At 64.3% G+C, this 20423-nt stretch carries 19 protein-coding genes and 1 pseudogene; 12 read left to right on the top strand and 8 right to left on the bottom strand.

Annotated elements, in window-relative coordinates; genetic code table 11:
* Positions 1-25: 25 nt before the first annotated feature.
* The 4 genes from SA190iCDA_RS13455 to SA190iCDA_RS13440 all read right to left on the bottom strand — a co-directional run bounded on the left by SA190iCDA_RS13455 (position 26) and on the right by SA190iCDA_RS13440 (position 3932).
* On the bottom strand, positions 26-757 hold the full coding sequence (locus SA190iCDA_RS13455) for an ABC transporter ATP-binding protein (protein ID WP_070887844.1): 732 nt from the start codon (positions 755-757) through the stop codon (positions 26-28).
* Positions 757-1578 (bottom strand): ABC transporter permease, encoded by an 822-nt coding sequence (locus SA190iCDA_RS13450; protein WP_070887707.1) that lies wholly within the window; start codon positions 1576-1578, stop codon positions 757-759. The genes SA190iCDA_RS13455 and SA190iCDA_RS13450 overlap by 1 nt, the downstream gene beginning before the upstream one ends.
* Positions 1565-2548 carry an aliphatic sulfonate ABC transporter substrate-binding protein gene (locus SA190iCDA_RS13445; protein ID WP_070887708.1) on the bottom strand — a complete coding sequence of 328 codons (984 nt, stop codon included), beginning with the start codon at positions 2546-2548 and terminating at the stop codon, positions 1565-1567. Before SA190iCDA_RS13445 ends, SA190iCDA_RS13450 begins: the two co-directional genes overlap by 14 nt.
* A 67-nt stretch (positions 2549-2615) precedes the next feature.
* Positions 2616-3932, bottom strand: a complete 1317-nt coding sequence (locus SA190iCDA_RS13440) for an OprD family porin (protein WP_070887709.1) — start codon at positions 3930-3932, stop codon at positions 2616-2618.
* 369 nt (positions 3933-4301) lie between these two features.
* Between SA190iCDA_RS13440 and SA190iCDA_RS13435 the strand changes: the two genes are divergently transcribed.
* From SA190iCDA_RS13435 to SA190iCDA_RS13400, 8 genes and pseudogenes are all read left to right on the top strand, one after another.
* Complete coding sequence (locus tag SA190iCDA_RS13435) at positions 4302-5264, top strand: aliphatic sulfonate ABC transporter substrate-binding protein (protein ID WP_070887710.1); 963 nt, start codon at positions 4302-4304, stop codon at positions 5262-5264.
* Positions 5261-6490: an acyl-CoA dehydrogenase family protein gene (locus tag SA190iCDA_RS13430; protein ID WP_070887711.1), complete on the top strand. Its 1230-nt coding sequence runs from the start codon at positions 5261-5263 to the stop codon at positions 6488-6490. Before SA190iCDA_RS13435 ends, SA190iCDA_RS13430 begins: the two co-directional genes overlap by 4 nt.
* Positions 6491-6618: 128 nt before the next feature.
* Positions 6619-7863 (top strand): SfnB family sulfur acquisition oxidoreductase, encoded by a 1245-nt coding sequence (locus SA190iCDA_RS13425; protein ID WP_070887712.1) that lies wholly within the window; start codon positions 6619-6621, stop codon positions 7861-7863.
* 3 nt (positions 7864-7866) lie between these two features.
* Positions 7867-9066: an SfnB family sulfur acquisition oxidoreductase gene (locus tag SA190iCDA_RS13420; RefSeq protein ID WP_070887713.1), complete on the top strand. Its 1200-nt coding sequence runs from the start codon at positions 7867-7869 to the stop codon at positions 9064-9066.
* Positions 9066-10484 carry an LLM class flavin-dependent oxidoreductase gene (locus SA190iCDA_RS13415; RefSeq protein WP_070887714.1) on the top strand — a complete coding sequence of 473 codons (1419 nt, stop codon included), beginning with the start codon at positions 9066-9068 and terminating at the stop codon, positions 10482-10484. Before SA190iCDA_RS13420 ends, SA190iCDA_RS13415 begins: the two co-directional genes overlap by 1 nt.
* Before the next feature lie 18 nt (positions 10485-10502).
* On the top strand, positions 10503-11297 hold the full coding sequence (locus SA190iCDA_RS13410; RefSeq protein ID WP_070887715.1) for a MetQ/NlpA family ABC transporter substrate-binding protein: 795 nt from the start codon (positions 10503-10505) through the stop codon (positions 11295-11297).
* Positions 11298-11361: 64 nt separating this feature from the next.
* Positions 11362-12396: pseudogene (locus SA190iCDA_RS13405) on the top strand (methionine ABC transporter ATP-binding protein); the annotation flags it as partial.
* The gene (locus SA190iCDA_RS13400; protein WP_170833989.1) at positions 12380-13030 is read left to right on the top strand and encodes a methionine ABC transporter permease; all 651 of its coding nucleotides are present in this window, start codon (positions 12380-12382) and stop codon (positions 13028-13030) included. The pseudogene SA190iCDA_RS13405 and the gene SA190iCDA_RS13400, both read left to right, overlap by 17 nt.
* Positions 13031-13117: 87 nt before the next feature.
* On the opposite strand, the gene SA190iCDA_RS13395 is transcribed toward SA190iCDA_RS13400, so the two are convergent.
* Positions 13118-13966: an AraC family transcriptional regulator gene (locus SA190iCDA_RS13395; RefSeq protein ID WP_070887717.1), complete on the bottom strand. Its 849-nt coding sequence runs from the start codon at positions 13964-13966 to the stop codon at positions 13118-13120.
* Positions 13967-14086: 120 nt separating this feature from the next.
* Here SA190iCDA_RS13395 and SA190iCDA_RS13390 point away from each other — a divergent pair, with 120 nt between their 5' ends.
* Complete coding sequence (locus SA190iCDA_RS13390; RefSeq protein WP_070887718.1) at positions 14087-15019, top strand: alpha/beta fold hydrolase; 933 nt, start codon at positions 14087-14089, stop codon at positions 15017-15019.
* Between the two features lie 264 nt (positions 15020-15283).
* Here SA190iCDA_RS13390 and SA190iCDA_RS13385 read toward each other — a convergent pair whose 3' ends face one another.
* Entirely contained in the window at positions 15284-16351 is a 1068-nt protein-coding gene (locus SA190iCDA_RS13385) for a GGDEF domain-containing protein (RefSeq protein ID WP_236100855.1), read from the bottom strand.
* Between SA190iCDA_RS13385 and SA190iCDA_RS13380 the strand changes: the two genes are divergently transcribed.
* Together SA190iCDA_RS13380 and SA190iCDA_RS13375 are read left to right on the top strand one after the other, a co-directional pair.
* Positions 16350-16658, top strand: coding sequence for a hypothetical protein (locus SA190iCDA_RS13380; protein ID WP_170833986.1), 309 nt, complete (start codon positions 16350-16352; stop codon positions 16656-16658). The genes SA190iCDA_RS13385 and SA190iCDA_RS13380 overlap by 2 nt on opposite strands.
* Positions 16659-16738: 80 nt before the next feature.
* A complete protein-coding gene (locus SA190iCDA_RS13375) occupies positions 16739-16975 on the top strand; it encodes a hypothetical protein (protein WP_070887720.1) in 237 nt (78 codons plus the stop codon).
* Between the two features lie 41 nt (positions 16976-17016).
* On the opposite strand, the gene SA190iCDA_RS13370 is transcribed toward SA190iCDA_RS13375, so the two are convergent.
* Both SA190iCDA_RS13370 and SA190iCDA_RS13365 read right to left on the bottom strand, forming a co-directional pair.
* Positions 17017-17475: an anti-virulence regulator CigR family protein gene (locus tag SA190iCDA_RS13370; protein WP_070887721.1), complete on the bottom strand. Its 459-nt coding sequence runs from the start codon at positions 17473-17475 to the stop codon at positions 17017-17019.
* A gap of 141 nt (positions 17476-17616) precedes the next feature.
* Positions 17617-17880, bottom strand: coding sequence for a hypothetical protein (locus SA190iCDA_RS13365; RefSeq protein ID WP_139159557.1), 264 nt, complete (start codon positions 17878-17880; stop codon positions 17617-17619).
* 398 nt (positions 17881-18278) lie between these two features.
* Between SA190iCDA_RS13365 and SA190iCDA_RS13360 the strand changes: the two genes are divergently transcribed.
* On the top strand, positions 18279-19865 hold the full coding sequence (locus tag SA190iCDA_RS13360; RefSeq protein ID WP_070887723.1) for an ABC-F family ATPase: 1587 nt from the start codon (positions 18279-18281) through the stop codon (positions 19863-19865).
* Positions 19866-20423: the final 558 nt, after the last annotated feature.

Raw genomic sequence — 20423 nt, 5'->3', positions numbered from 1 at the left:
GCCCAGAAAGGTCATGAACAGGCGCTTACAGCGCGTGGGACTGGTACAACTCGGTCAGTGCTTCACTTCGCAGCTGCGCCAGGTGGGGCGAGCGCCGATCACGGGGACGCGCCAGCGGCACCGCCAGTTCTCGCTGCAACCGGCTGGGCGTACCGCCGAGAATCAGCACCCGATCACTGAGGTAGAACGCCTCGTCCAGGTCATGGGTGACCAGCAGCACGGCGATTGCGTAGCGGGCCGCCAGATCCACCAGCAGATCCTGCAGTTTCATCCGCGTGAAGGCATCCACCGCACTGAACGGTTCGTCGAGCAGCAGCACCTGGGGTTTGCTGTACAGCGCCCGGGCAATCGCCACACGTTGCGCCTGGCCGCCCGACAGCTGCTTGGGCAAGGCATCACCGCGCCCCTGCAGGCCAACGTCATGCAGCAGCTGCTGTACCCATTTGTCGTCGGCGATCCGGCCATCGACAAAGCCGACGTTCTGCGCCACGCTGAGCCAGGGCATCAGCCGCGGTTCCTGGAACACCACGCCGATGCCGTTGCCACGCCCCCGCTGCAACTGTGTACCCAACTGCAAGCCGCCCTGGTAGTCGCGATCCAGCCCCGCGGCGATGCGCAGCAAGGTGCTCTTGCCGCAACCACTGGGGCCGAGCAGGCTGACCACTTCCCCCGCGACCAGGCCCCAGCTGACGTCATCGAGCACCAGAGTGGCACCGAAGGATTTACTGACTCGCCGCAGTTCGATCAAGGCGATCATCATTTCTCTGCGCCGTAGTTGTCCCGCCAGGCCAGCGCACGGATTTCCAGGGCCTTCAACAGGCTGTCGCTCAGTTTGCCCATCACCGCCAGGGTGGCGATGGCCACCAGCACGAGATCGGGGCGCGAGACTTCACGACCATCGGTCAGCAGGTAGCCGATGCCTTCGGTAGCGGCCAGCAGTTCGGCTGCCACCACACACAGCCAGGCCATCGACAGGCCCGCCCGCAAACCTGTGAACAGATACGGCTGCGCGGCCGGCACGAAAATCCGGCGGACGGTCGCCAGACGTGAGAGGTCGTACAGCTCGCCCACCTCGACCAGTTTGCGGTCGACGTTACGGATGCCGGCCACCAGGTTCAGGTACACCCGAAAGAACGAACCAATGGCGATCAGGGTGACTTTCGACGACTCGTCGATGCCCAGCCAGATCAGCAGAAGCGGTACCCAGGCCAGGCCCGGAACGGCACGCAAGGCCTGGAAGGTCGGATCCAGGTAGGCTTCCAGCCGGCGGCTCAACCCGACCAGCGAGCCGAGTAGCAGCGCCAGCGAAGCGCCAATGGCGAATCCTGCCAGCACACGCAGGGTGCTGGCGAGGATGTGGGCCCACAGCGGGCCGTCGGCCAGCTCCCAGAGAGTGATCGCCAGCTCGCTGGGCGCGGGCATCAGATAGGCAGGTATCCAACCGATACGCACCACCGCTTCGAGCACGGCCAGTAACGTCAGTGGCAGCAACCATCCGCGCAGGCTCGACAAGCCAGGCAGCCGGCTGCGCCATACAAGGCTCGACTGGGCACGAGATAGACTCTCAGCGCGGCTCATCGCGGACCTCGACAATTTGCTTGGCGATGCGGGCATCGATCAGGCTGGCCAGTGCCGCCTCGGTATCGGCATTGCGGCGCAGCACACCATCGCTAACCAGTAGCGGGATGACCGGCTCGATCGCCTCCAGATGCCGCTGGCCTGGCAGCGGTTTGCTGAAATCGTAACGGCCCAGTTGCAGGCGAATCACTTCGACCGGCAGTTGGGTTTCACCGGCGATCAGTTGAGCGGCCTGCTCGGGGTTGGCGACGATCCAGCGACGTGCGCGCTCGTAGGCCTTGACCACCGTGGCCACGGCTTCGGGCTGTTCGCTGAGGAAGCGCTCCTGGGTATTGAGAAAGGCGCCAAGACCAAAACCGGCGTTTTCGTAGATCAAGCGCGCGCCGGCCAGTTGCGCACCGGCCATGTGCGGGTCGAGCCCCGCCCAGCCGTCCACTCGGCCTTGCTCCAGCGCGGTGCGCCCCTCGGGATGTTGCAGGTGGACGATTTTCACGTCGGTCGGCTCGAGGCTTTCGGCGGCCAGGGCGCGCAGCAGAAAGAAGTACGGGTCGGTGCCCTTGGTGGCGGCGATCTGTTTGCCACGCAGGTCATGCAATGTTCGGTAGGGTGAATCGGCCTGTACCAGGATGGCACTGGGCACGTACCAGAGGTAGCTGTAGACGGCCTTGACCGGCTGGCCGTTGGCGCGGCTGACAAAGGCCGAGATACTGGAGGTAAGCGCGAAATTCGACGCGCCGCTGTTGAGAAATTCCAGCGAGTTGTTGCTGCCCCGGGAAAGCACCCAGCGCACCTCGGTACCAGAAGGCGCGAAGTCTTTTTCCAGCCAGCCGTTGTGTTTGATTACCAGGCTTTCCGGCGAATAAAAGGCGTAATCCAGGCGAATTTCCTTGAGCGGCGCCCCATGCGCGGCAACCGGCAGCCAGGCGGCAAGCAGGGCGGCGAGCCCGACACGTAAAGCGGTTCTGTTCATGACTCTATTCCTTATGAACTACGCTGGCAGCCCGTTGCGGGCCGCCGGCTCATGGCGATAACGGGCCTTACAGCAGCGTCAGGGTGTAGCTCAGGATCAGGCGATTCTCGTCGGCATCGGTGGCGACGTTGCCGCGCTGGGTGGCATTGCGCCAGGACACGCCCAGGCCCTTGAGCGGGCCGTCGAGCAGGGTGTAATCCAGGCGCAGGTCACGCTCCCACTCCTTGAGGTCACTGCTGGAGGAGTCGACGTTGTCACCCTTGAGGTAGGCGAGGCTGGCCTTCAGGCCCGGCACGCCGAGCTTGGCGAAATCGTAGGCGTATTCGGCCACCCAGGTGCGCTCGCCGGCACTGGCGAACTTGCCGATCTGCCGGTCGGTGATCAGGTAGGACGACGAGCCGCCCCACTGGTTGAGGAACGGGAAGGCGCTGTCGCCTTCGACCTGCTGGTAGCCCAGGCCGGCGGAGTGGCCACCCAGGGTGTAGGTGAACAAGGCGCTCCAGGTCTGGTTGTCGACCTCGCCGGTGGTCACGCCATTACCGTAGTAGCCGTTGCTGGTGTAGCCCTGGGCACGGCCCGCCGCGCTGCCGTTCTTGCCATCGGAATTGCTGTCGAAGTAGCGCAGGTCGCTCTTCAGCGACCCCGGCCCGATCGCCCAGTTATGGACCAGGCCAAGGAAGTGCTGTTTGTAGAAGTCTTCCAGGTTGCCGTAGTAGTACTGCAGCGTCAGGTCCGGGGTGGCCTTCCAGTCGCCGCCAGCGAAGTAGAAGGTGTTGGTGTCGGCCTCGCCCGAGGCACCGGCGATGCGCAGGGCGATGTCGTCGGTGGAACTGCGGGTCTTGGTGCTTTCCAGCTGGCCGGCGGTCAGCGTCAGGCCGTCGATTTCATTGGAAGTGATCTGCCCGCCTTCGAAGGTCTGCGGCAGCAGGCGGCCATCGTTGAATATCACCACCGGCAGCTTGGGCTGCAGGGTGCCGATGCGCGCTTCGGTCCTGGACAGACGCAGTTTGGCGGTCACCCCGGCCTTGCTATAGTCGTCCACCGCGCTGCCGTCGCTGTCGAGCGGGAACAGCTGGCCTGGGGTGCGATCACGGCCGGCCTTGCCAGCCCGGCCGCCGGAGTCGAGCTTCACGCCAAGCAGGCCGATGGCCTCGACGCCGAAGCCGACGGTGCCCTGGGTGAAACCGGAGGCGTAGTTGAAGATGAACCCCTGCCCCCACTCCTGCGCCTTGCCATTGTTGTTGGCGGTGTTCTTGGTGTTCAGGTCGTAATAGAAATTGCGCAGGCCGACGCTGGCCTTGCTGTCTTCGATGAAACCGGCGGCGCTCGCTTCGGTGGCCAGAGTGGCCAGGGTGACAGCCAGCGCCAGGGTGGACTTGTTCATGCTCGATGCTCCAGTGCGGGGGTGCTGTTAGAACGGGCACGGCTCAGGGGCTCGACGGTCGCCGACATGAAGACGTTGGCAGAGAGCCCCTGATTCGGGCCCGATGCGGTGGTCCGCTGTCGGCTGTTGGCTAATCTACGAGAGCAACGCTAATCCCTAAAAAGAATTATTTTTCACTTTGTAGTAACTATTTTGCATATACCTCAACCGAGGATTGTCGACCTAAGCTAAGTACAAAAAATTATTTACCAACCGTTTTTTATATCGATTAGCTTCTCTCCACCGGATCACCGGACTTCACCAGCTCATTCATGAAGTACGTGTGATCGTCCCTGCATGGCCGCCACGCGTTTTTGCCGAGGCCCTGCCATGTCATTGCTCCACTCCCTGCACCGCCCTTTGCTTGCTTTGCTTCTGAGCTTCGGCCTCGCCACCGCGCCGCTGTCTCAAGCCGCTGAACAGCTGCGCATCGGCTACCAGAAATCCTCGACCCTGATCAGCCTGCTGAAGCGCCAGGGCACCCTGGAAAAGGCGCTGGCGGACCAGGGCGTCAGCATCAGCTGGCACGAATTCCCCAGCGGCCAGCCGCTGCTGGAATCGCTCAGTGTCGGCAATATCGACCTCTCGGCCGACGTCGCCGATACCGTACCGGTGTTCGCCCGGGCCGCTGGTGCCGACCTCGCCTATTTCGCCCAGGAAGCGCCCTCGCCCCACGCCCAGGCCATCGTCGTGCGCGAGGATTCGCCGATCAAAACCCTGGCCGACCTAAAAGGCAAGAAGGTCGCCGTCACCAAGGCTGCCGGCGTTCACTACCTGCTGATTGCCGCACTGGCCAAGGCGGGGCTGAAATTCGGCGACATCGAACCGGCCTACCTGACGCCCGCCGACGGCCGCGCCGCCTTCGAGAACCGCAAGGTCGACGCCTGGGTGACCTGGGAGCCATTCCTCAGTGGCGCCCAGCAGCAACTGTCCACCCGTATCCTCGCCGACGGCGGAGGCCTGGCCGACTACCAGCGCTATTACCTGAGCAGCGCCGCCTTCGCCAAGGCTCGTCCGCAGGTGTTGCAGAGCGTGTTCAGCGAACTGGTGAAAGCCGGTGACTGGCTGCGCGCCAACCCGCGCCAGGCGGCTGAAATCCTCGGCCCGCTGTGGGGCAATCTCGACCCCGTGGTGGTCGAGCAAGCCAATGCCAAACGCAGCTACCAAGTTCGCCTGGTCGATCCGGGCAGCCTGGCCGAACAACAGAAAATCGCCGATGCCTTCTTTGCCGCGGGCCTGCTGCCCAAGGCCGTCGATGCCAGCAAGGTCACTCTCTGGAGCCCCGCGAAATGAGCAGCGAAGCACGCCTTCATTTGGCCCGCCCGGAACAACCGCTGTTCGCCGCGCATCTGTTCCCGGCCGATTTCGGCAGCCGCAGCGCCACGGTCGAGCGCCTGGCCCGCCAGTTGGCAGCCAGCGCCGTGGAGCGCGACAAGGCCGGCGGCAGCGCACTGGCCGAGCGCGAATTGCTGCGCGGCAGCGGCCTGCTGACTCTCGCCGTGCCGCAGCAATTTGGTGGCCAAGGCGCAGCCTGGCCGGAGATCTACCGCATCGTGCGCCACCTGGCCGCGGCGGACAGCTCGCTCGCCCACCTGTTTGCCTTCCAGCACCTGCAGGTGGCGACCATCCTGCTGTTCGCCAGCCCCGAGCAGCAGCGCCACTGGCTGACCACCACGGTGCAGGAGCGCTGGTTCTGGGGCAATGCCACCAATGGCCGTGACGTCGGGCTGCACCTTACCCGGCGCGAGGAGCACTTCGAGCTCAACGGCAGCAAATCGTTCTGCTCCGGCGCCCTGGGCGCCGATGCCCTGGTGATCAGTGCACCACGCGGCAAGAACTCCGAAGATCGCGTGTTCATCGTGCTGCCCAGCGGGCGCGAAGGCCTGGCGGTGAATCAGGACTGGGACGGCTTCGGCCAGCGCCAGACCGACAGCGGCACCGTGCAGTTCGAGCAGGTGTTCGTCGACGGCAGCGAGCTGCTCGGCCCGGTCGGCCCCAGCCCGCGCACCACCCTGCGCGCGTGCCTGTCGCAGCTGATCCTTACCCAGCTCTACCTGGGCAACGCCCAGGGCGCGCTGGACGCCGCACTGCGCTACACCCGCGAACAGAGCCGCCCCTGGCCGGCCTCCGGCGTGGCCCAGGCAGGTGACGACCCGTTCATCCAGCAACGCTACGGCGAGCTGTGGCTGCGTTATCGCGCCGCTCTGCCCCTGGCCGAGCACGCCGCGCAGCGCCTGCAGAGCGCCTGGGAAAAATCCGCACTCACCGCCGCCGAACGCGCCGAGGTCGCCCTGGCCATCAGTGAGGCCAAGGTGGTGGCAGTGCGTGCTGCGCTGGATATCACCAGTCTGATCTTCGAGAACATGGGCGCCCGCGCCACCAGCTCGCGCTACGGCTTCGATCGCTTCTGGCGCAACGTGCGGGTGCACAGCCTGCACGACCCCATCGACTACAAGGTGCGCGACCTCGGTCACTGGCTGCTCAGCGGCCAGGGCCCGCCGCCCTCGCTGTACAGCTGAGCCGATAGCGGCAGCAGCCCACCAATCACCGAATCAATCCCCGCCACCGGACCACCGGCGCCTCGATTCCCGCCGCTGCGCGCGCCTTACCGGTGCCGCTGCGCAATCAGCCACACGATGAGGTTCACATGACCCGTCCGATTACCCTTGAGGACAGCGTCTCCGACCAGGACGTCGCACCGCCCCTACACCCCGCTGCCATTCTGACCAGCGATGCCGACGCACTGGAGGCCGCCCGTGCCCTGGCCCAGGCCGCCCAGGCCGATGTCATCCAGCGCGACCGCGAACGGCGCCTGCCTTGGGAGCTGGTGGAGCGTTTCACCGCCAGCGGCCTGGGCAGTATCGCCGTGCCGCGCGCCTTTGGCGGCCAGCAGCTGTCGTACCCGACCATCGCCGAAGTGTTTCGCATCATCAGCGCCGTCGACCCGGCGCTGGGGCAGATTCCGCAAAACCACTTCGGCCTGATCGGCCTGCTGCACGCCGCCGCCAGCCCGGAGCAACAGCAGCGCCTGTTCGCCAGCGTGCTCGCCGGCTGGCGCATCGGCAACGGCGGCCCCGAGCGCGGCAGCAAGCACACCCTGGAGCTGCGTGCACGCCTGACCCAGCGCGACGGCCGCTGGCTGCTCAGTGGCGAGAAGTTCTACTCCACCGGCGCCCTGTTCGCCCACTGGGTGACCGCCAAGGCGCTGGACGACCAGGGCCGCCCGTGGCTGGCCTTTATCCAGCGCGGCCGCGCCGGATTGCGCATCGTCAATGACTGGTCCGGCTTCGGCCAGCGCACCACCGCCAGCGGCACCGTGCTGCTCAATGAGGTGGAGGTCGATGAGAACAACCTCGTGCCGCTGTGGCCATTGGCCGGCAAGCCAAGCATCCAGGGCGCGTTTTCCCAATTGATCCAGGCGGCCATCGACCTGGGCATCGCCGACGGCGCGGTGCGTGACGCCATCGCCTTCGTGCGTGAGAAATCCCGGCCATGGATCGACGCCAAGGTCGAGCGCGCCGGTGATGACCCTTACGTGATCGCCGATATCGGCCGCCTGCAGATCGAGCTGCACGCCGCCGAGGCACTGTTGCATGGGGCCGCCCGCGTGCTCGACGACGTGGCCGCTGCCCCCATCGATGCGGACGGCGCCGCGCGGGCCTCGATCGCCGTGGCCGAAGCCAAGGCGCTCACCACCGAAATCAGCCTGCAGGCCAGCGAAAAGCTGCTGGAGCTGGCCGGCAGCCGCGCCACCCTGGCCGAGTTCGGCCTCGACCGCCATTGGCGCAACGCCCGCACCCACACCCTGCACGACCCGGTGCGTTGGAAGTATCACGCCATCGGCGCCTGGCACCTCAACGGCACTCGCCCCAACCGCCATTCCTGGATCTGACCCATGAACGCACTTCTCAAAACCGCAGCGGTAACCATCCGCGACGACGCCGAGGCGCTGGCTACTGCCGCGCGCCTGGCAGAGCACTTCGCAACCGGTGCAGCCGAACGCGATGCCAATCGCCAGTTGCCCTATGGCGAGCTGGAGCAGTTCAGCCAGTCCGGCCTCGGCGGTATCAGCGTGCCCAAGGCTTTTGGCGGCGTAGGGGTTTCCGCCGTCACCCTGGCCAACGTCATCGCCCGCATCGCCCAGGCCGACGGCTCGCTGGGGCAAATCCCCCAGAACCATTTCTACGCTCTGGAAGTGCTGCGGGTGAACGGCAACGAGGCACAACAACGCCGTTTGTATGCCGAGGTGCTGGCCGGCCAGCGCTTTGGCAATGCCCTGGCCGAACTGGGCACCAGGACCGCGCTGGATCGTAACACGCGGCTGACCCGCAGCGCCGACGGCTACCGCATCGACGGGCGCAAGTTCTACTGCACCGGCGCCCTCTTCGCCCAGCGCATCCCCACCCTGGCGATCGATGAAGACGGCGTCGGCTTCCTCGCCTTCGTGCCGCGCCAGGCCAGCGGCGTGCAGGTGATCGACGACTGGAGCGGCTTTGGCCAGCGCACCACCGGCAGTGGCAGCGTGGTGTTCGAAGGCGTGGCGGTGGCGGCCGATGACGTGGTGCCGTTCCAGAGCGCCTTCGAGCGCCCGACCACGGTCGGCCCGTTCGCCCAACTGCTGCACGCGGCCATCGACACCGGCATCGCCCGTGGCGCTTATGAAGACCTGCTGCATTTCGTGCGGCACAAGTCGCGCCCATGGATCGACGCCGGCGTCGACAAGGCCAGTGATGATCCGCTGACCCAGCAGGAAATCGGCAAGCTGCGCGTGCGCCTGGCGGCCAGCGAGGCGCTGCTGGAGCGCGCCGGCGAATTCGTCGACCGCGCCCAGTCCGCCCCGGATGCCGACAGCATGGCGGCAGCCTCGATTGCGGTCGCCGAAGCCCGGGCGATCAGCACGGAAACCTCGCTGCTGCTGGGCAGCAAGCTGCTGGAGCTGGCCGGCAGCCGCGCCACCCTGGCCGAACACGGCCTCGACCGTCACTGGCGCAACGCCCGCACCCACACCCTGCACGACCCGGTGCGCTGGAAGTACCACGCCATTGGCGACTTCTACCTCAACGACCGCCTGCCACCGCGCCGGGGGACGATCTGATGAGCAAACAGATCCTCCTCAACGCCTTCAACATGAACTGCGTTGGGCATATTCACCATGGCCTGTGGACGCACCCCCATGATCAGTCGGTGAACTTCAACGGGCTGAGCTACTGGACCGACCTGGCCCAGCTACTGGAGCGTGGGCTGTTCGACGGGCTGTTCATCGCCGACATCCTCGGCGTTTATGACGTGTACGGCAGCGGCATCGACCTGCCCCTGCTGGAAGCCATCCAGTTGCCGGTTAACGACCCGCTGCTGCTGGTGTCGGCCATGGCCAGCGTCACCCGTCACCTGGGTTTCGGGGTCACCGCCAATCTCAGCTACGAGGCGCCCTACACCTTCGCCCGCAGGCTCTCCACCCTCGATCACCTGACTGGTGGCCGCATCGGCTGGAATATCGTCACCGGTTACCTGGAAAGCGCCGCCAAGGCCATGGGCCTGAGCCAGCAGGTCGAGCACGACCGCCGTTACGACCAGGCCGACGAATACCTGGAAGTGCTCTACAAGCTGCTCGAAGGCAGCTGGCAGGACGATGCCGTACTCGCCGACCGCGAACGGCGCGTCTACGCCCAGCCCGGCAAGGTGCACAAGGTGCGCCACCACGGCGAGTTCTATCAGGTCGAGGGTTACCACCTCAGCCAGCCCTCGCCACAGCGCACCCCGCTGCTCTTCCAGGCCGGCTCGTCGGCGCGCGGTTCACGCTTTGCCGGGCAGCACGCCGAGTGCGTGTTTATCGGCGGCAATGGCATCGAGGCGGTACGCGCCCAGGTCGAGCAGGTGCGCGCCAGCGCCGTGGCGGCTGGGCGCAAGGGCGATGCGATCAAGGTATTCATGGGTATCGCCGTGATCGTCGCGCCCACCGAGGCCGATGCCCGTGACAAGCACGCCGAGTACCTGCGCTACGCCAGCCCGGAAGCCGGCATCGCGCACTTTTCCAGCTCCACCGGGATAGACCTGGCCGCCTTCGGCCTCGACGAGCCGCTTCCGGCGCGCAAGACCAACGCCATCGAATCGGTGGTGAAAACCTTCACCGGCTGGACCAAGCGCCGGCTGCTGGAACAGCACGCCCTGGGCGGCCGCTACCCGGTATTGATCGGCTCGTCCGGCCAGGTGGCCGAACAGCTGATCGAGTGGATCGACGCCACCGGCCTGGACGGTTTCAACCTTACGCGCATCGTCACCCCGCAAAGTTACGCCGACTTCATCGACCTGGTGATCCCCGAGCTGCAACAGCGCGGCCGCTACAAGACCGCCTACGCAGGCGGTGCCCTGCGCCACAAGCTGTTTGGTAACGGCCCCCGGCTGCCGGCGGATCACCCGGCCGCCACCTGGCGCGACCCTGCCCGCCTGCAACAGGCCAACGCCATCCCCCACGAACTGCGAAGCCTCAGCGCCAACGCGCTGAACCTGCTCTGACTCAACAAGGACGCCACCATGCTCAAATCGCTGAAAACCCTGACCTTCGCTGCGCTGTTCGCCGCCAGCACCCTGGCCCAGGCCGAGCCCGCCCTCAAGCTCGGCACCACCGCTGCCTTCGCCCCGCCGCTGGAAGTGGCCGTGGCCGAAGCCAAAAAGCAAGGCCTGGACGTGCAGCTGATCGAGTTCACCGACTGGATCGCCCCCAACGTCAGCCTGGCCAATGGCGACATCGACGTGAACTATTTCCAGCACATCCCCTTCCTGGAGAACGCCAAGGCCGAGGGCGGCTACGACCTGGTGCCCGTGGCACGCGGGGTGGTCAACAACGTCGGCCTCTACTCCAGGCAGCACAAGGATTTCGCCAGCCTGCCGGACGGCGCCAAGGTGGCCATCGCCAACGACCCGGTCAACGGCGGGCGCGGCCTGCAGCTGCTGCAAAAGGCCGGGCTGATCGAGCTCAAGCCGGGCGTCGGCTACAAGGCGACCCAGCAGGACATCACCGCCAACCCGAAGAACATCCGCGTCATCGAGCTGGAAGCCGTGCAGCTGGTACGCGCCTATGACGAGGTCGACCTGGTGCAGGGCTACCCGGCCTACATCCGCCTCGCCAAGACCTTCGATCCGGCCTCGGCCCTGCTGTTCGACGGCGTCGACCATCCCGAGTACATCATCCACTTCGTGGCCCAGCCGGCGAAGGCGCAGGACCCGCGCCTGCTCAAGTTCATCGACATCTACCAGCACTCGCCGGCCGTGCGCGCCGCCCTCGACAAGGCCCACGGCAACCTCTACCAGGCCGGCTGGGAGATCTGACATGAGCGGCTTCGATCCCCACTTGCAGCAAGCGGCCCAGGCCAGCCTGGCGGCCAGCGTTCACCTGCACTTCGACAAGCTCGGCAAAGCCTATGAGGGCGCCGAGGGCCCGGTACAGGCGCTGGTCGATATCGACCTGTCGATCAGCCGCTGCGAAGTGTTCGGCATCATCGGCCGCAGCGGCGCCGGCAAATCCTCGCTGCTGCGCACCATCAATCGCCTGGAGCGGCCCAGCAGTGGCCGCGTGCTGATCGACGGCAGCGACATCGCCGGCTATGACGATGACGCCCTGGTAGCCCTGCGCCGGCGCATCGGCATGATCTTCCAGCACTTCAACCTGATGTCCGCCAAGACCGTGTGGCAGAACGTCGAGCTGCCCCTCAAGGTCGCCGGCGTGCCGCGCGAAACCCGCCAGCGCAAGGTGCGCGAGCTGCTCGAACTGGTCGGTCTGCAGGACAAGCACAGCGCCTACCCGGCGCAGCTCTCCGGCGGCCAGAAACAGCGCGTGGGCATCGCCCGCGCCCTGGTGCACGACCCGCAGATTCTGCTCTGCGACGAAGCCACCAGCGCCCTCGACCCGGAAACCACCCACGCCATTCTCGGCCTGCTGCGCGAGATCAACCAGCGCCTGGGCCTGACCGTGGTGCTGATCACCCACGAGATGGCGGTGATCCGCGAGATCTGCGACCGCGTGGTGGTGTTGGAGCGTGGCGAGGTGGTCGAGCAAGGGCCGGTCTGGCAGGTATTCGGCGCGCCGCGCCACGAGGTCACCCGCACCCTGCTCGCGCCGCTGCAACACGCCCTGCCGGCAAGTCTGCAACAGCGCCTGCAAATAGAATGCGGCAGCAGCTCGGATGATCTGGTGCTGCGCCTGCACTTCGCCGGCACGGGTCTGGAACCGGACCTGCCAGCAATCGGCGCCGCCCTGGGCGGCCGCGCCACGCTGCTCGACGCCAGCCTGGAACAGATCCAGGGCCACGCCGTGGGCCACCTGATACTGGCCGTCGGCCCGTGCGCCCTCGGTCATGACGCACTCATCGAAAACGCCCGCGCGCTGGCCGACCATATGGAGGTACTGGGTTATGTCTCTGCTGTTTGAACGCCTGTGGCAAGGCCTGCTCGACACCCTGCTGATGGTCGGCGTGTCGTCCCTGCTCGCCCTGCTGGCCGGCATTCCGCTGGCGGTGTTTCTGGTCACCAGCAGCAAGGGCGGCATCTTCCAGGCACCACGGCTTAACCGGGTGCTGGGCGCCATCGTCAACCTGTTCCGCTCCATCCCCTTTCTGATCCTGATGGTCGCGCTGATTCCCTTCACCCGCCTGGTGGTCGGCACCACCTACGGCGTCTGGGCCGCCGTGGTGCCCCTGACCATCGCCGCCACGCCGTTCTTCGCGCGCATCGCCGAAGTCAGCCTGCGCGAAGTCGACCACGGGCTGATCGAAGCCGCCCAGGCCATGGGCTGCCGCCGCCGGCATATCGTCTGGCACGTACTGCTCCCCGAAGCCCTGCCCGGCATCGTTGGCGGCTTCACCATCACCCTGGTCACCATGATCAACTCCTCCGCCATGGCCGGCGCCATCGGCGCAGGCGGCCTCGGCGATCTGGCCTACCGCTACGGCTACCAGCGCTTCGACACCCAGGTGATGCTGACGGTGATCGTCGTGCTGGTGGTGATGGTCAGCCTTATCCAGTTTGGCGGGGATCGGTTGGCGCAGCGCTTGAACAAGCGGTAAAGCGCTTGCCTGCCCCCGTGAAAGCCCGGATTTGCGGGCTTCTTCCAGGCCAATAGCGCCACAGCGCGGCTGAACGAGGGGGCGCAATTACAGCCGCGCTTCAAGCGAACGCTGCTGTTCCTGAGCGAGCCAGGCCTTCGGCGACAAGCCACATTGGGATTTGAACGCCCGCGACAGGGCAGGCTCGCTGCTGTAACCGGCCTCCTCGGCAATCAGCCTGAGCGGCTGGCCATTCTTCAGCCATTTCTGCACCAGCCCGATGCGCCAACGCTGCAGATAACCGGCCGGCGTTTCACCGACCACATCGCGAAACTGGTTGGCAAAGACGCTGCGCGACATGCCCGCCACGCTGGCCAGGGACTCGACAGACCAGGCCTTGGCGGGAGCCTGGTGCATCGCCGCGAGCGCGTGGCGCAGCTGGGGATGAGCGAGGCCAGTCAGCAACCCTGCCTGGGTGCTGCCATGCTCCATCAAATGCCGCAGCAACTGGATGAGTATCACCTCGAACAGACGGTCCAGCATCGCTTGACGCCCGCAATTGCTTGCCTGCGCTTCCGCGAACAGCAGCGTCAGTACCGGCACGCAGTCAGGCAAGGAGGCAAGCGGCAGGCACACGCAGCCGGGCAGCGCATTGCCAAGCGGGTTCGCGGCGTGCCCTTCGAAGGCAATGTGCGCGCAGACGAACTCGGCCCCCTGCTCCTGATCGGTCACGAATCGGTGCGCAAGGGGGCGGGGGTAGAACAGCAGTGTCGGTCCGTCGAGGCGGTGCGCGCGTGTCGCGCCATGCCAGACTTCGGCCTTGCCATGACGCAACAGGTGCAGCTGGCCGTAGGGCAGGCTGCCATCCAAGGTGTTGATGCCACATAACGGGCCTGCCTGGAACGTGCGCGCGCTGACCGAGAAATGTCCCAGCAAGCCCTCGAGACGATCAACCATAAAAATACGATCCGTTAAAAATAATGGACGATTAGTGATATTTCGTATCATCAGACCCTAGATACTGTCCCTCGTCAACACAGCAAACCATCCCTTTCCGAGACGATAGAGGTACAGGTCATGAACAAATCCATTCGTAATACCCTGGCAGCCTTCGCCACTGCCGCCTTGCCGGTCATCGCCATGGCGGCCGATTCCCTGACCGAGATTCCGCACTCCGCCAGCACCATCACCACCCAGGACGGCGTCGAACTGTATTACAAGGACTGGGGTCCGAAAAATGGCCAGGTCGTCATGTTCAGCCACGGCTGGCCGCTGAACTCCGACAGTTGGGAATCGCAAATGGAGTTTCTCGCCGAGAAAGGCTACCGGGTGATCGCCCATGACCGACGCGGGCACGGTCGCTCCAGCCAGCCCTGGGACGGTAACGACATGGACCACTACGCCGACGACCTGGCCGCCGTGATTGCCGCGCTTCGGGTCAAGGAGGTGACCCTGGTCGGCTTTTCGACCGGAGGCGGCGAAGTGGCGCGTTATATCGGCAGGCATGGAACCGGTCTGGTGAAAAAGGCCGCCCTGATCAGCGCGGTGCCACCGATCATGCTGAAATCCGCCAGCAACCCGAATGGCTTGCCACTCTCGGTATTCGACGGCCTGCGCCAGGCCTCGAAAGAAGACCGCTCGCAGCTGTATCTGGATATCGCCTCCGGTCCGTTCTTCGGTTACAACCGGCCCGGTGCCAAACCGTCGCAGGGCCGGATCCAGTCCTTCTGGAGACAGGGCATGAGCGCCGGTGCGAAAAACACCTACGACTCGATCGCCGCTTTTTCCGCAACCGACTTCCGTCAGGATCTGGCCAAGTTCGACGTGCCAACCCTGGTCATCCATGGCGACGACGACCAGATTGTCCCCATCGAAACCTCGGGCAAAGCCTCGGCGGCGCTGATCAAAGGTGCCAAGCTGATCGTCTACAAAGACGCGCCCCACGGCCTGGCGGATACCAACAAGGACCAGTTGAACCAGGACCTGCTGAACTTCCTGCGCGATAAGTAAAAAGTAAAAGATCAAACAAGCCGGTACGCGAGTACCGGCCTGCTTTTGTCTGTTCAAAACACCTGAGCACGCGGTGCCGGTAGTTCGCATGCAAGTAACACAGCGCACCGCAGGAGAAGGTGTCAGTGTCAGAGGCTTTGAAAGCCTGGCAGGTTCGCCGCAGCCGCCGCCATACCAACTCGTCAGCTGCGCTGCAAAGGCAAGAAGTCGAATGACGAGACAGCGCCAGACGCGATATCCATTTGAGACCTGGATGGCACTGGACTAAACCTGATGCACAGAAGACCACTCAACCCGATTACGCCCCGCCGCTTTCCCCTGATACAACGCCGAATCCGCCTGCAGCAGAAACTCATCGAACACCTGCACGCCGTTGAACGGGCCTGAAACACCAATGGTCGCCGTGCAGCGAATGGCCTGGCCTCGGCTCGAATCAGATACCTCATGGTTGTCGATTGCCGCGCGCATGCGCTGCGCCAGTTGCAATACACCCGTGCTGTCCGAGCCAAGGGCGACCACCACGAACTCCTCCCCGCCCAGGCGGCAGATCAGATCGCCCTGGCGAGCGCTGGCCTTGATGACGTCGGCAACCTGGCACAGCACCAGATCACCGGCCTGGTGGCCATGGGTGTCGTTGATGCGCTTGAAGTGGTCGATGTCGACGATCAACAGAAAGGCTGGCTGCGCAGTACGTGAGCGAAAATGTACCTCCAGAGCGTCCATCAGCCCGCGCCGGTTGAGCAGGCGCGTCAGCGGATCATGGGCCGCCAGGCTGCGCAGTTCATCGGTCAGGCGACGCAGCACCAGCCATACCGCACAGGGCGGCAGTACGGTCGCCAGGAACGACATGTACAGGTAGAAGACCTTCTGAAAGCCGCCGTTCATATCCAGCGCGGCCATGCCACCGCTGACGATCATCGCCAGCTTGGCGGCGTTCAGTGCGCAGATGCCGCCGATCAGCGCCGCCATCACCAGCATCTCGACTCGCAGATCCTTGGCGAAGGTTCGGCTGCCGTGCAGCGCCGCCAGCATCATGAGCAGAAAGAGCAGCGCACAGGTGCCGGCCAGCAAGGCATGACGCGCCTCGTCGCCGAGCCACAGCTGCACCAGCGCCTGGGCGACCGTGTAGGTAACCGCCAGGGCAAGCAATGGGCGCACCACCGCTGTGGGTCGTTCGAAGAACCGCAGGGCACCAAGCAGGTAGGCGACAGGCGCGCAGAGCGTCAGGCTGTGATTGATTACGCTCAACATGCTCCAGCCAGGCGCGCCGCCGAACAGTTGGAGGATATAGGCAAGGCCGAGCAGCAGATTGCCGAGCGCGAAGACCTCCATGCCCATTTTCCTGTCGGCGAGCCGCGTGCTGATCAGCATGAACATCACGCAAAAACACAGCAGGTACACGCAGAGCATGCCGAGGATGACGGTGGTGACCATGGGGTTGCGTAGTCGAGAGTTTGAAGGGGCCGAGTTCGCCAGGCTGCAAAGCGCAATCCGCGAAGCCATTGCGTATCGCAGTATAGCCATTTGCCATCTCGAGCGTCGTGGCTGCGTCAATCTTCATGGCAGCACCGCTGCTCCAATGCAGCGCCTTGGGCCATGCCGAAAAGTCGATTTCGATGGCGGTCGAAAAGCAGGATAATTTGTCGATGCAAAGTGCACCGGGTCGGCGAGCTATTCCACTTGACCGGTGCAGATTCCCAATCTATGAGAACAGGACCTATGGGCCAGCGCCAAACCCAGATACTCAAGCAAGACCTGAAAGCCGTGGCCGAAGACCTTCGATGGGTCTCCGTCGACTTGCTGAAAATAGCCGAACGGCTGCGCGGCACGGAAAACGAGGCGGATGCGTGGGCCATTCTGCGCATGGTCGGCGTGCTGACCAACGATGAAGACCGGCTCAACAAATATGCCGGCGAGGTCAAGGCCGGGCGGATCGTTCGCTCTAAAAGCGCTTGATGCGGCCTGGCAGGTCACCGGCTGCCTGGCCTGGCGACGCGTCAATCCAGCGCGCCATTCAGCACTTCGTAGATGACCCCGGTAGCCACTGCAACAAGAATCAGATCCACACCGGCCTGCACCCACTCGTAGCCGTCATAGCGCGGCAATTGCCCCAGCAGCCGGCCATCCAGCTTTTTGGCGATGCCCGGCGGTAGCGGCTTGCCACGCGCCAGATTCTTCTGAATGCCCGGCGGCAGGCTGGGGCCTGGCGACCAGTAGGATCGATTGCCCTGCAGGATGCTCAATACTCCGCCGCGATCGATCGACGGGCCGCCATGGCGCCCCGCCTTCGGCCCACCACCAGCTTGTTTGCCTGGCCCCTGGTAATGCTCGGCCTGACCTTTGCCATTGGCCTGCCCGTGCCCCTTGCCGTTACCCGGGTCGGCCGCGACCAGGCACGGTCCCATGGCCATGGCGAGCGAAACGATGGCTGTGGTGAGCAGAGGTGAACTGGCCATTTCGATGTTCCATCCGTTAGCGAATAATCCCAGCACTGTAGATGCTTGGCGCGCCATAAGTTCCAAATGCCCTCGCCGTTATCGAAACCTGGCCGAAGCCATACGCCGCGCCGGCCCATACGCGCAGGCGAACCCCAAGGTTCAGGTCGCTTGCGAGGTATTGAGCTGGCTCAGCGCGAGCAACGATTTGGCCGATTCGCTGCTGATCACCGGGGTGTCATCCGGGCTTTCTTCGCGCTGTAATTGCAGAAAGGCGCGAAAATCCTCGGCAGGCACCGGCGCAGCGGCGCCCTGGAACCAGCCACCCTCGACTCGATACAAGCCACAGGTGCGGCAATCGCACGCTGCATAGGTACCGGTTTTGGAAATCAACCAGGCGTCGTCGCCACAGATAAAGCATCTCACTACTGTCACCTCATCGACATGGGTGGGAAATACCGCGTCTGTAACTAGTGACAGAGGCGCTGTTACGGGGATTCAGGAAACTTTGCAGCTTTCAGCCGAACGGCGCTTTGCCTACCGGCGCAGCACGCCGTGAGCTGGCATGGCACAGGCAGTGGGACGTTGCCGCCACGACCATCGCAGGACGCCATACAACTGCCGGCACAGCTATGCGACAATAGCGGCAATATCAGGCTTGTAATCCCGCCTTTATTGCCTGGCAGCTCGATCACGCCGAACGAACGCTGCCCTCAACCTCCGCGCAAATGGCCCAACTCGACTCTGCACCGGGGCGAGCTGGATCAGCTCGAATCGCTGTCGGCCTGGCAAAAGCGCTCATAACTTATTGATAGGTAACACCTTTGATCTCCACCGCTAACATCACCATGCAGTTTGGCGCCAAGCCGCTGTTCGAGAACGTTTCCGTCAAGTTCAACAACGGCAACCGCTACGGCCTGATCGGCGCCAACGGCTGCGGCAAGTCGACCTTCATGAAGATTCTCGGCGGCGATCTGGAGCCGTCGGGCGGCCAGGTGATGCTCGAGCCGAACGTGCGCCTGGGCAAGCTGCGCCAGGATCAGTTCGCCTACGAAGAATTCAACGTGATCGACACGGTGATCATGGGCCACGAGGAGCTGTGGAAGGTCAAGGCCGAGCGCGACCGCATCTACTCGCTGCCGGAAATGAGCGAAGAAGACGGCATGAAGGTTGGCGAGCTCGAAGGTGAGTTCGCCGAGATGGACGGCTACACCGCCGAGTCCCGCGCAGGCGAGCTGCTGCTCGGCCTGGGCATTCCCCTGGAGCAGCACTTCGGCCCGATGAGCGAAGTGGCGCCCGGCTGGAAACTGCGTGTGCTGTTGGCCCAGGCGCTGTTCTCCGATCCGGACGTGATGCTGCTCGACGAGCCGACCAACCACCTGGACATCAACACCATCCGCTGGCTGGAAACCATCCTCACGGCGCGTAACAGCACCATGATCATCATTTCCCACGACCGTCACTTCCTGAACTCGGTCTGCACCCACATGGCTGACCTGGATTACGGCGAGCTGCGCCTGTTCCCGGGCAACTACGACGAGTACATGACCGCCGCGACCCAGTCGCGCGAGCAGCTGCTGGCCGACAACGCCAAGAAGAAGGCGCAGATTTCCGAGCTGCAGAGCTTCGTCAGCCGCTTCTCGGCCAACGCCTCGAAAGCCAAGCAGGCCACCAGCCGTGCCAAGCAGATCGACAAGATCCAGCTGGCCGAGGTCAAGCCGTCGAGCCGCGTGAGCCCGTTCATCCGCTTCGAGCAGACCAAGAAGCTGCATCGCCAGGCCGTGACCATCGAGAAGCTCAGCAAGGCGTTCGACGACAAGGTGCTGTTCAAGAACTTCAGTTTCACCGTCGAAGCCGGCGAACGCGTGGCGATCATCGGCCCCAACGGGATCGGCAAGACCACCCTGCTGCGCACCCTGGTCGGCGAGTTGAAGCCCGATGCCGGCGCAGTGAAATGGACCGAGAGCGCCGAGGTCGGTTACTACGCCCAGGATCACGCCCACGATTTCGAGGACGATGTGACCCTGTTCGACTGGATGGGCCAATGGACCACCGGCGAGCAGGTGATTCGCGGCACCCTGGGGCGCATGCTGTTCTCCAACGACGAGATCCTCAAGTCGGTCAAGGTGATCTCCGGGGGTGAGCAGGGCCGCATGCTGTTCGGCAAGCTGATCCTGCAGAAACCCAACGTGCTGGTGATGGACGAACCGACCAACCACCTGGACATGGAATCCATCGAGGCGCTCAACCTGGCGCTGGAGAACTACCCGGGCACGTTGATCTTCGTCAGCCACGACCGCGAGTTCGTCGGCTCCTTGGCCACGCGCATCATCGAGCTGTCGGATAACGGCGTGACCGACTTCAGCGGCACCTACGACGACTACCTGCGCAGCCAGGGCATCATCGTTTGATCGGCTGAGCCGGCACGACAGGAAGCCCCGTCATCCGCTGGATGATGGGGCTTTTTCGTATGGACGGATGTTAGCTTCGCAGACTTGGCCAATATCGGTTGCAACCTGCGCCCCCTGGCGAGAAGCCGATATCAGGTTTCCCCTATGGGAGCGGCCCATGCCCGCTTTTTTTTCGCGCGCATGGCGCGCTCCCACCTTCCCGATCTCCCATCAGCTCTGTAGTACGCTTTTAGAAGGCTGGGCGCGGGTTCGTGGGAGCGGCTTTAGCCGCGATGCTATCGGCGATTTCAAGGCTGATCGCGGCTGAAGCCGCTCCCACATTTTTGCATCGCGCCTCACGGCATGTTTTGCACACTCATATGGCATAGAGCCTGTCGGCGTAGCCTGGGTTGAGCATCGCGATACCCAGCATATTCCCCGGGTATCGTTGAGCTCGCCCCGGGCTACGCAATCGAAAATGAGGCTGCAAATACAAGAACGCCGCTCATAGAGCGGCGTTTTACGTTGCGGCTAGCGGCTAGAAGCTGTTTACGACCTTGCGAGCTGGAGACCTGCAAG

Origin of the sequence: Pseudomonas argentinensis, assembly GCF_001839655.2 — a bacterium.
GTDB lineage: Bacteria > Pseudomonadota > Gammaproteobacteria > Pseudomonadales > Pseudomonadaceae > Aquipseudomonas > Aquipseudomonas argentinensis_B.
The sequence above is the reverse complement of the archived record's forward strand: the minus strand, read 5'-3'. Positions and strand labels throughout refer to the sequence as shown.

Coding starts and splice junctions, on each gene's coding strand:
- SA190iCDA_RS13380 (WP_170833986.1), top strand. CDS start 16,350: ATGCCCATTTTCCTGTCGGCGAGCCGCGTGCTGATCAGCATGAACATC.
- SA190iCDA_RS13425 (WP_070887712.1), top strand. CDS start 6,619: ATGACCCGTCCGATTACCCTTGAGGACAGCGTCTCCGACCAGGACGTC.
- SA190iCDA_RS13420 (WP_070887713.1), top strand. CDS start 7,867: ATGAACGCACTTCTCAAAACCGCAGCGGTAACCATCCGCGACGACGCC.
- SA190iCDA_RS13390 (WP_070887718.1), top strand. CDS start 14,087: ATGAACAAATCCATTCGTAATACCCTGGCAGCCTTCGCCACTGCCGCC.
- SA190iCDA_RS13440 (WP_070887709.1), bottom strand. CDS start 3,932: ATGAACAAGTCCACCCTGGCGCTGGCTGTCACCCTGGCCACTCTGGCC.
- SA190iCDA_RS13455 (WP_070887844.1), bottom strand. CDS start 757: ATGATCGCCTTGATCGAACTGCGGCGAGTCAGTAAATCCTTCGGTGCC.
- SA190iCDA_RS13375 (WP_070887720.1), top strand. CDS start 16,739: ATGGGCCAGCGCCAAACCCAGATACTCAAGCAAGACCTGAAAGCCGTG.
- SA190iCDA_RS13410 (WP_070887715.1), top strand. CDS start 10,503: ATGCTCAAATCGCTGAAAACCCTGACCTTCGCTGCGCTGTTCGCCGCC.
- SA190iCDA_RS13400 (WP_170833989.1), top strand. CDS start 12,380: ATGTCTCTGCTGTTTGAACGCCTGTGGCAAGGCCTGCTCGACACCCTG.
- SA190iCDA_RS13370 (WP_070887721.1), bottom strand. CDS start 17,475: ATGGCCAGTTCACCTCTGCTCACCACAGCCATCGTTTCGCTCGCCATG.
- SA190iCDA_RS13395 (WP_070887717.1), bottom strand. CDS start 13,966: ATGGTTGATCGTCTCGAGGGCTTGCTGGGACATTTCTCGGTCAGCGCG.
- SA190iCDA_RS13445 (WP_070887708.1), bottom strand. CDS start 2,548: ATGAACAGAACCGCTTTACGTGTCGGGCTCGCCGCCCTGCTTGCCGCC.
- SA190iCDA_RS13415 (WP_070887714.1), top strand. CDS start 9,066: ATGAGCAAACAGATCCTCCTCAACGCCTTCAACATGAACTGCGTTGGG.
- SA190iCDA_RS13430 (WP_070887711.1), top strand. CDS start 5,261: ATGAGCAGCGAAGCACGCCTTCATTTGGCCCGCCCGGAACAACCGCTG.
- SA190iCDA_RS13435 (WP_070887710.1), top strand. CDS start 4,302: ATGTCATTGCTCCACTCCCTGCACCGCCCTTTGCTTGCTTTGCTTCTG.
- SA190iCDA_RS13450 (WP_070887707.1), bottom strand. CDS start 1,578: ATGAGCCGCGCTGAGAGTCTATCTCGTGCCCAGTCGAGCCTTGTATGG.
- SA190iCDA_RS13385 (WP_236100855.1), bottom strand. CDS start 16,351: ATGGAGGTCTTCGCGCTCGGCAATCTGCTGCTCGGCCTTGCCTATATC.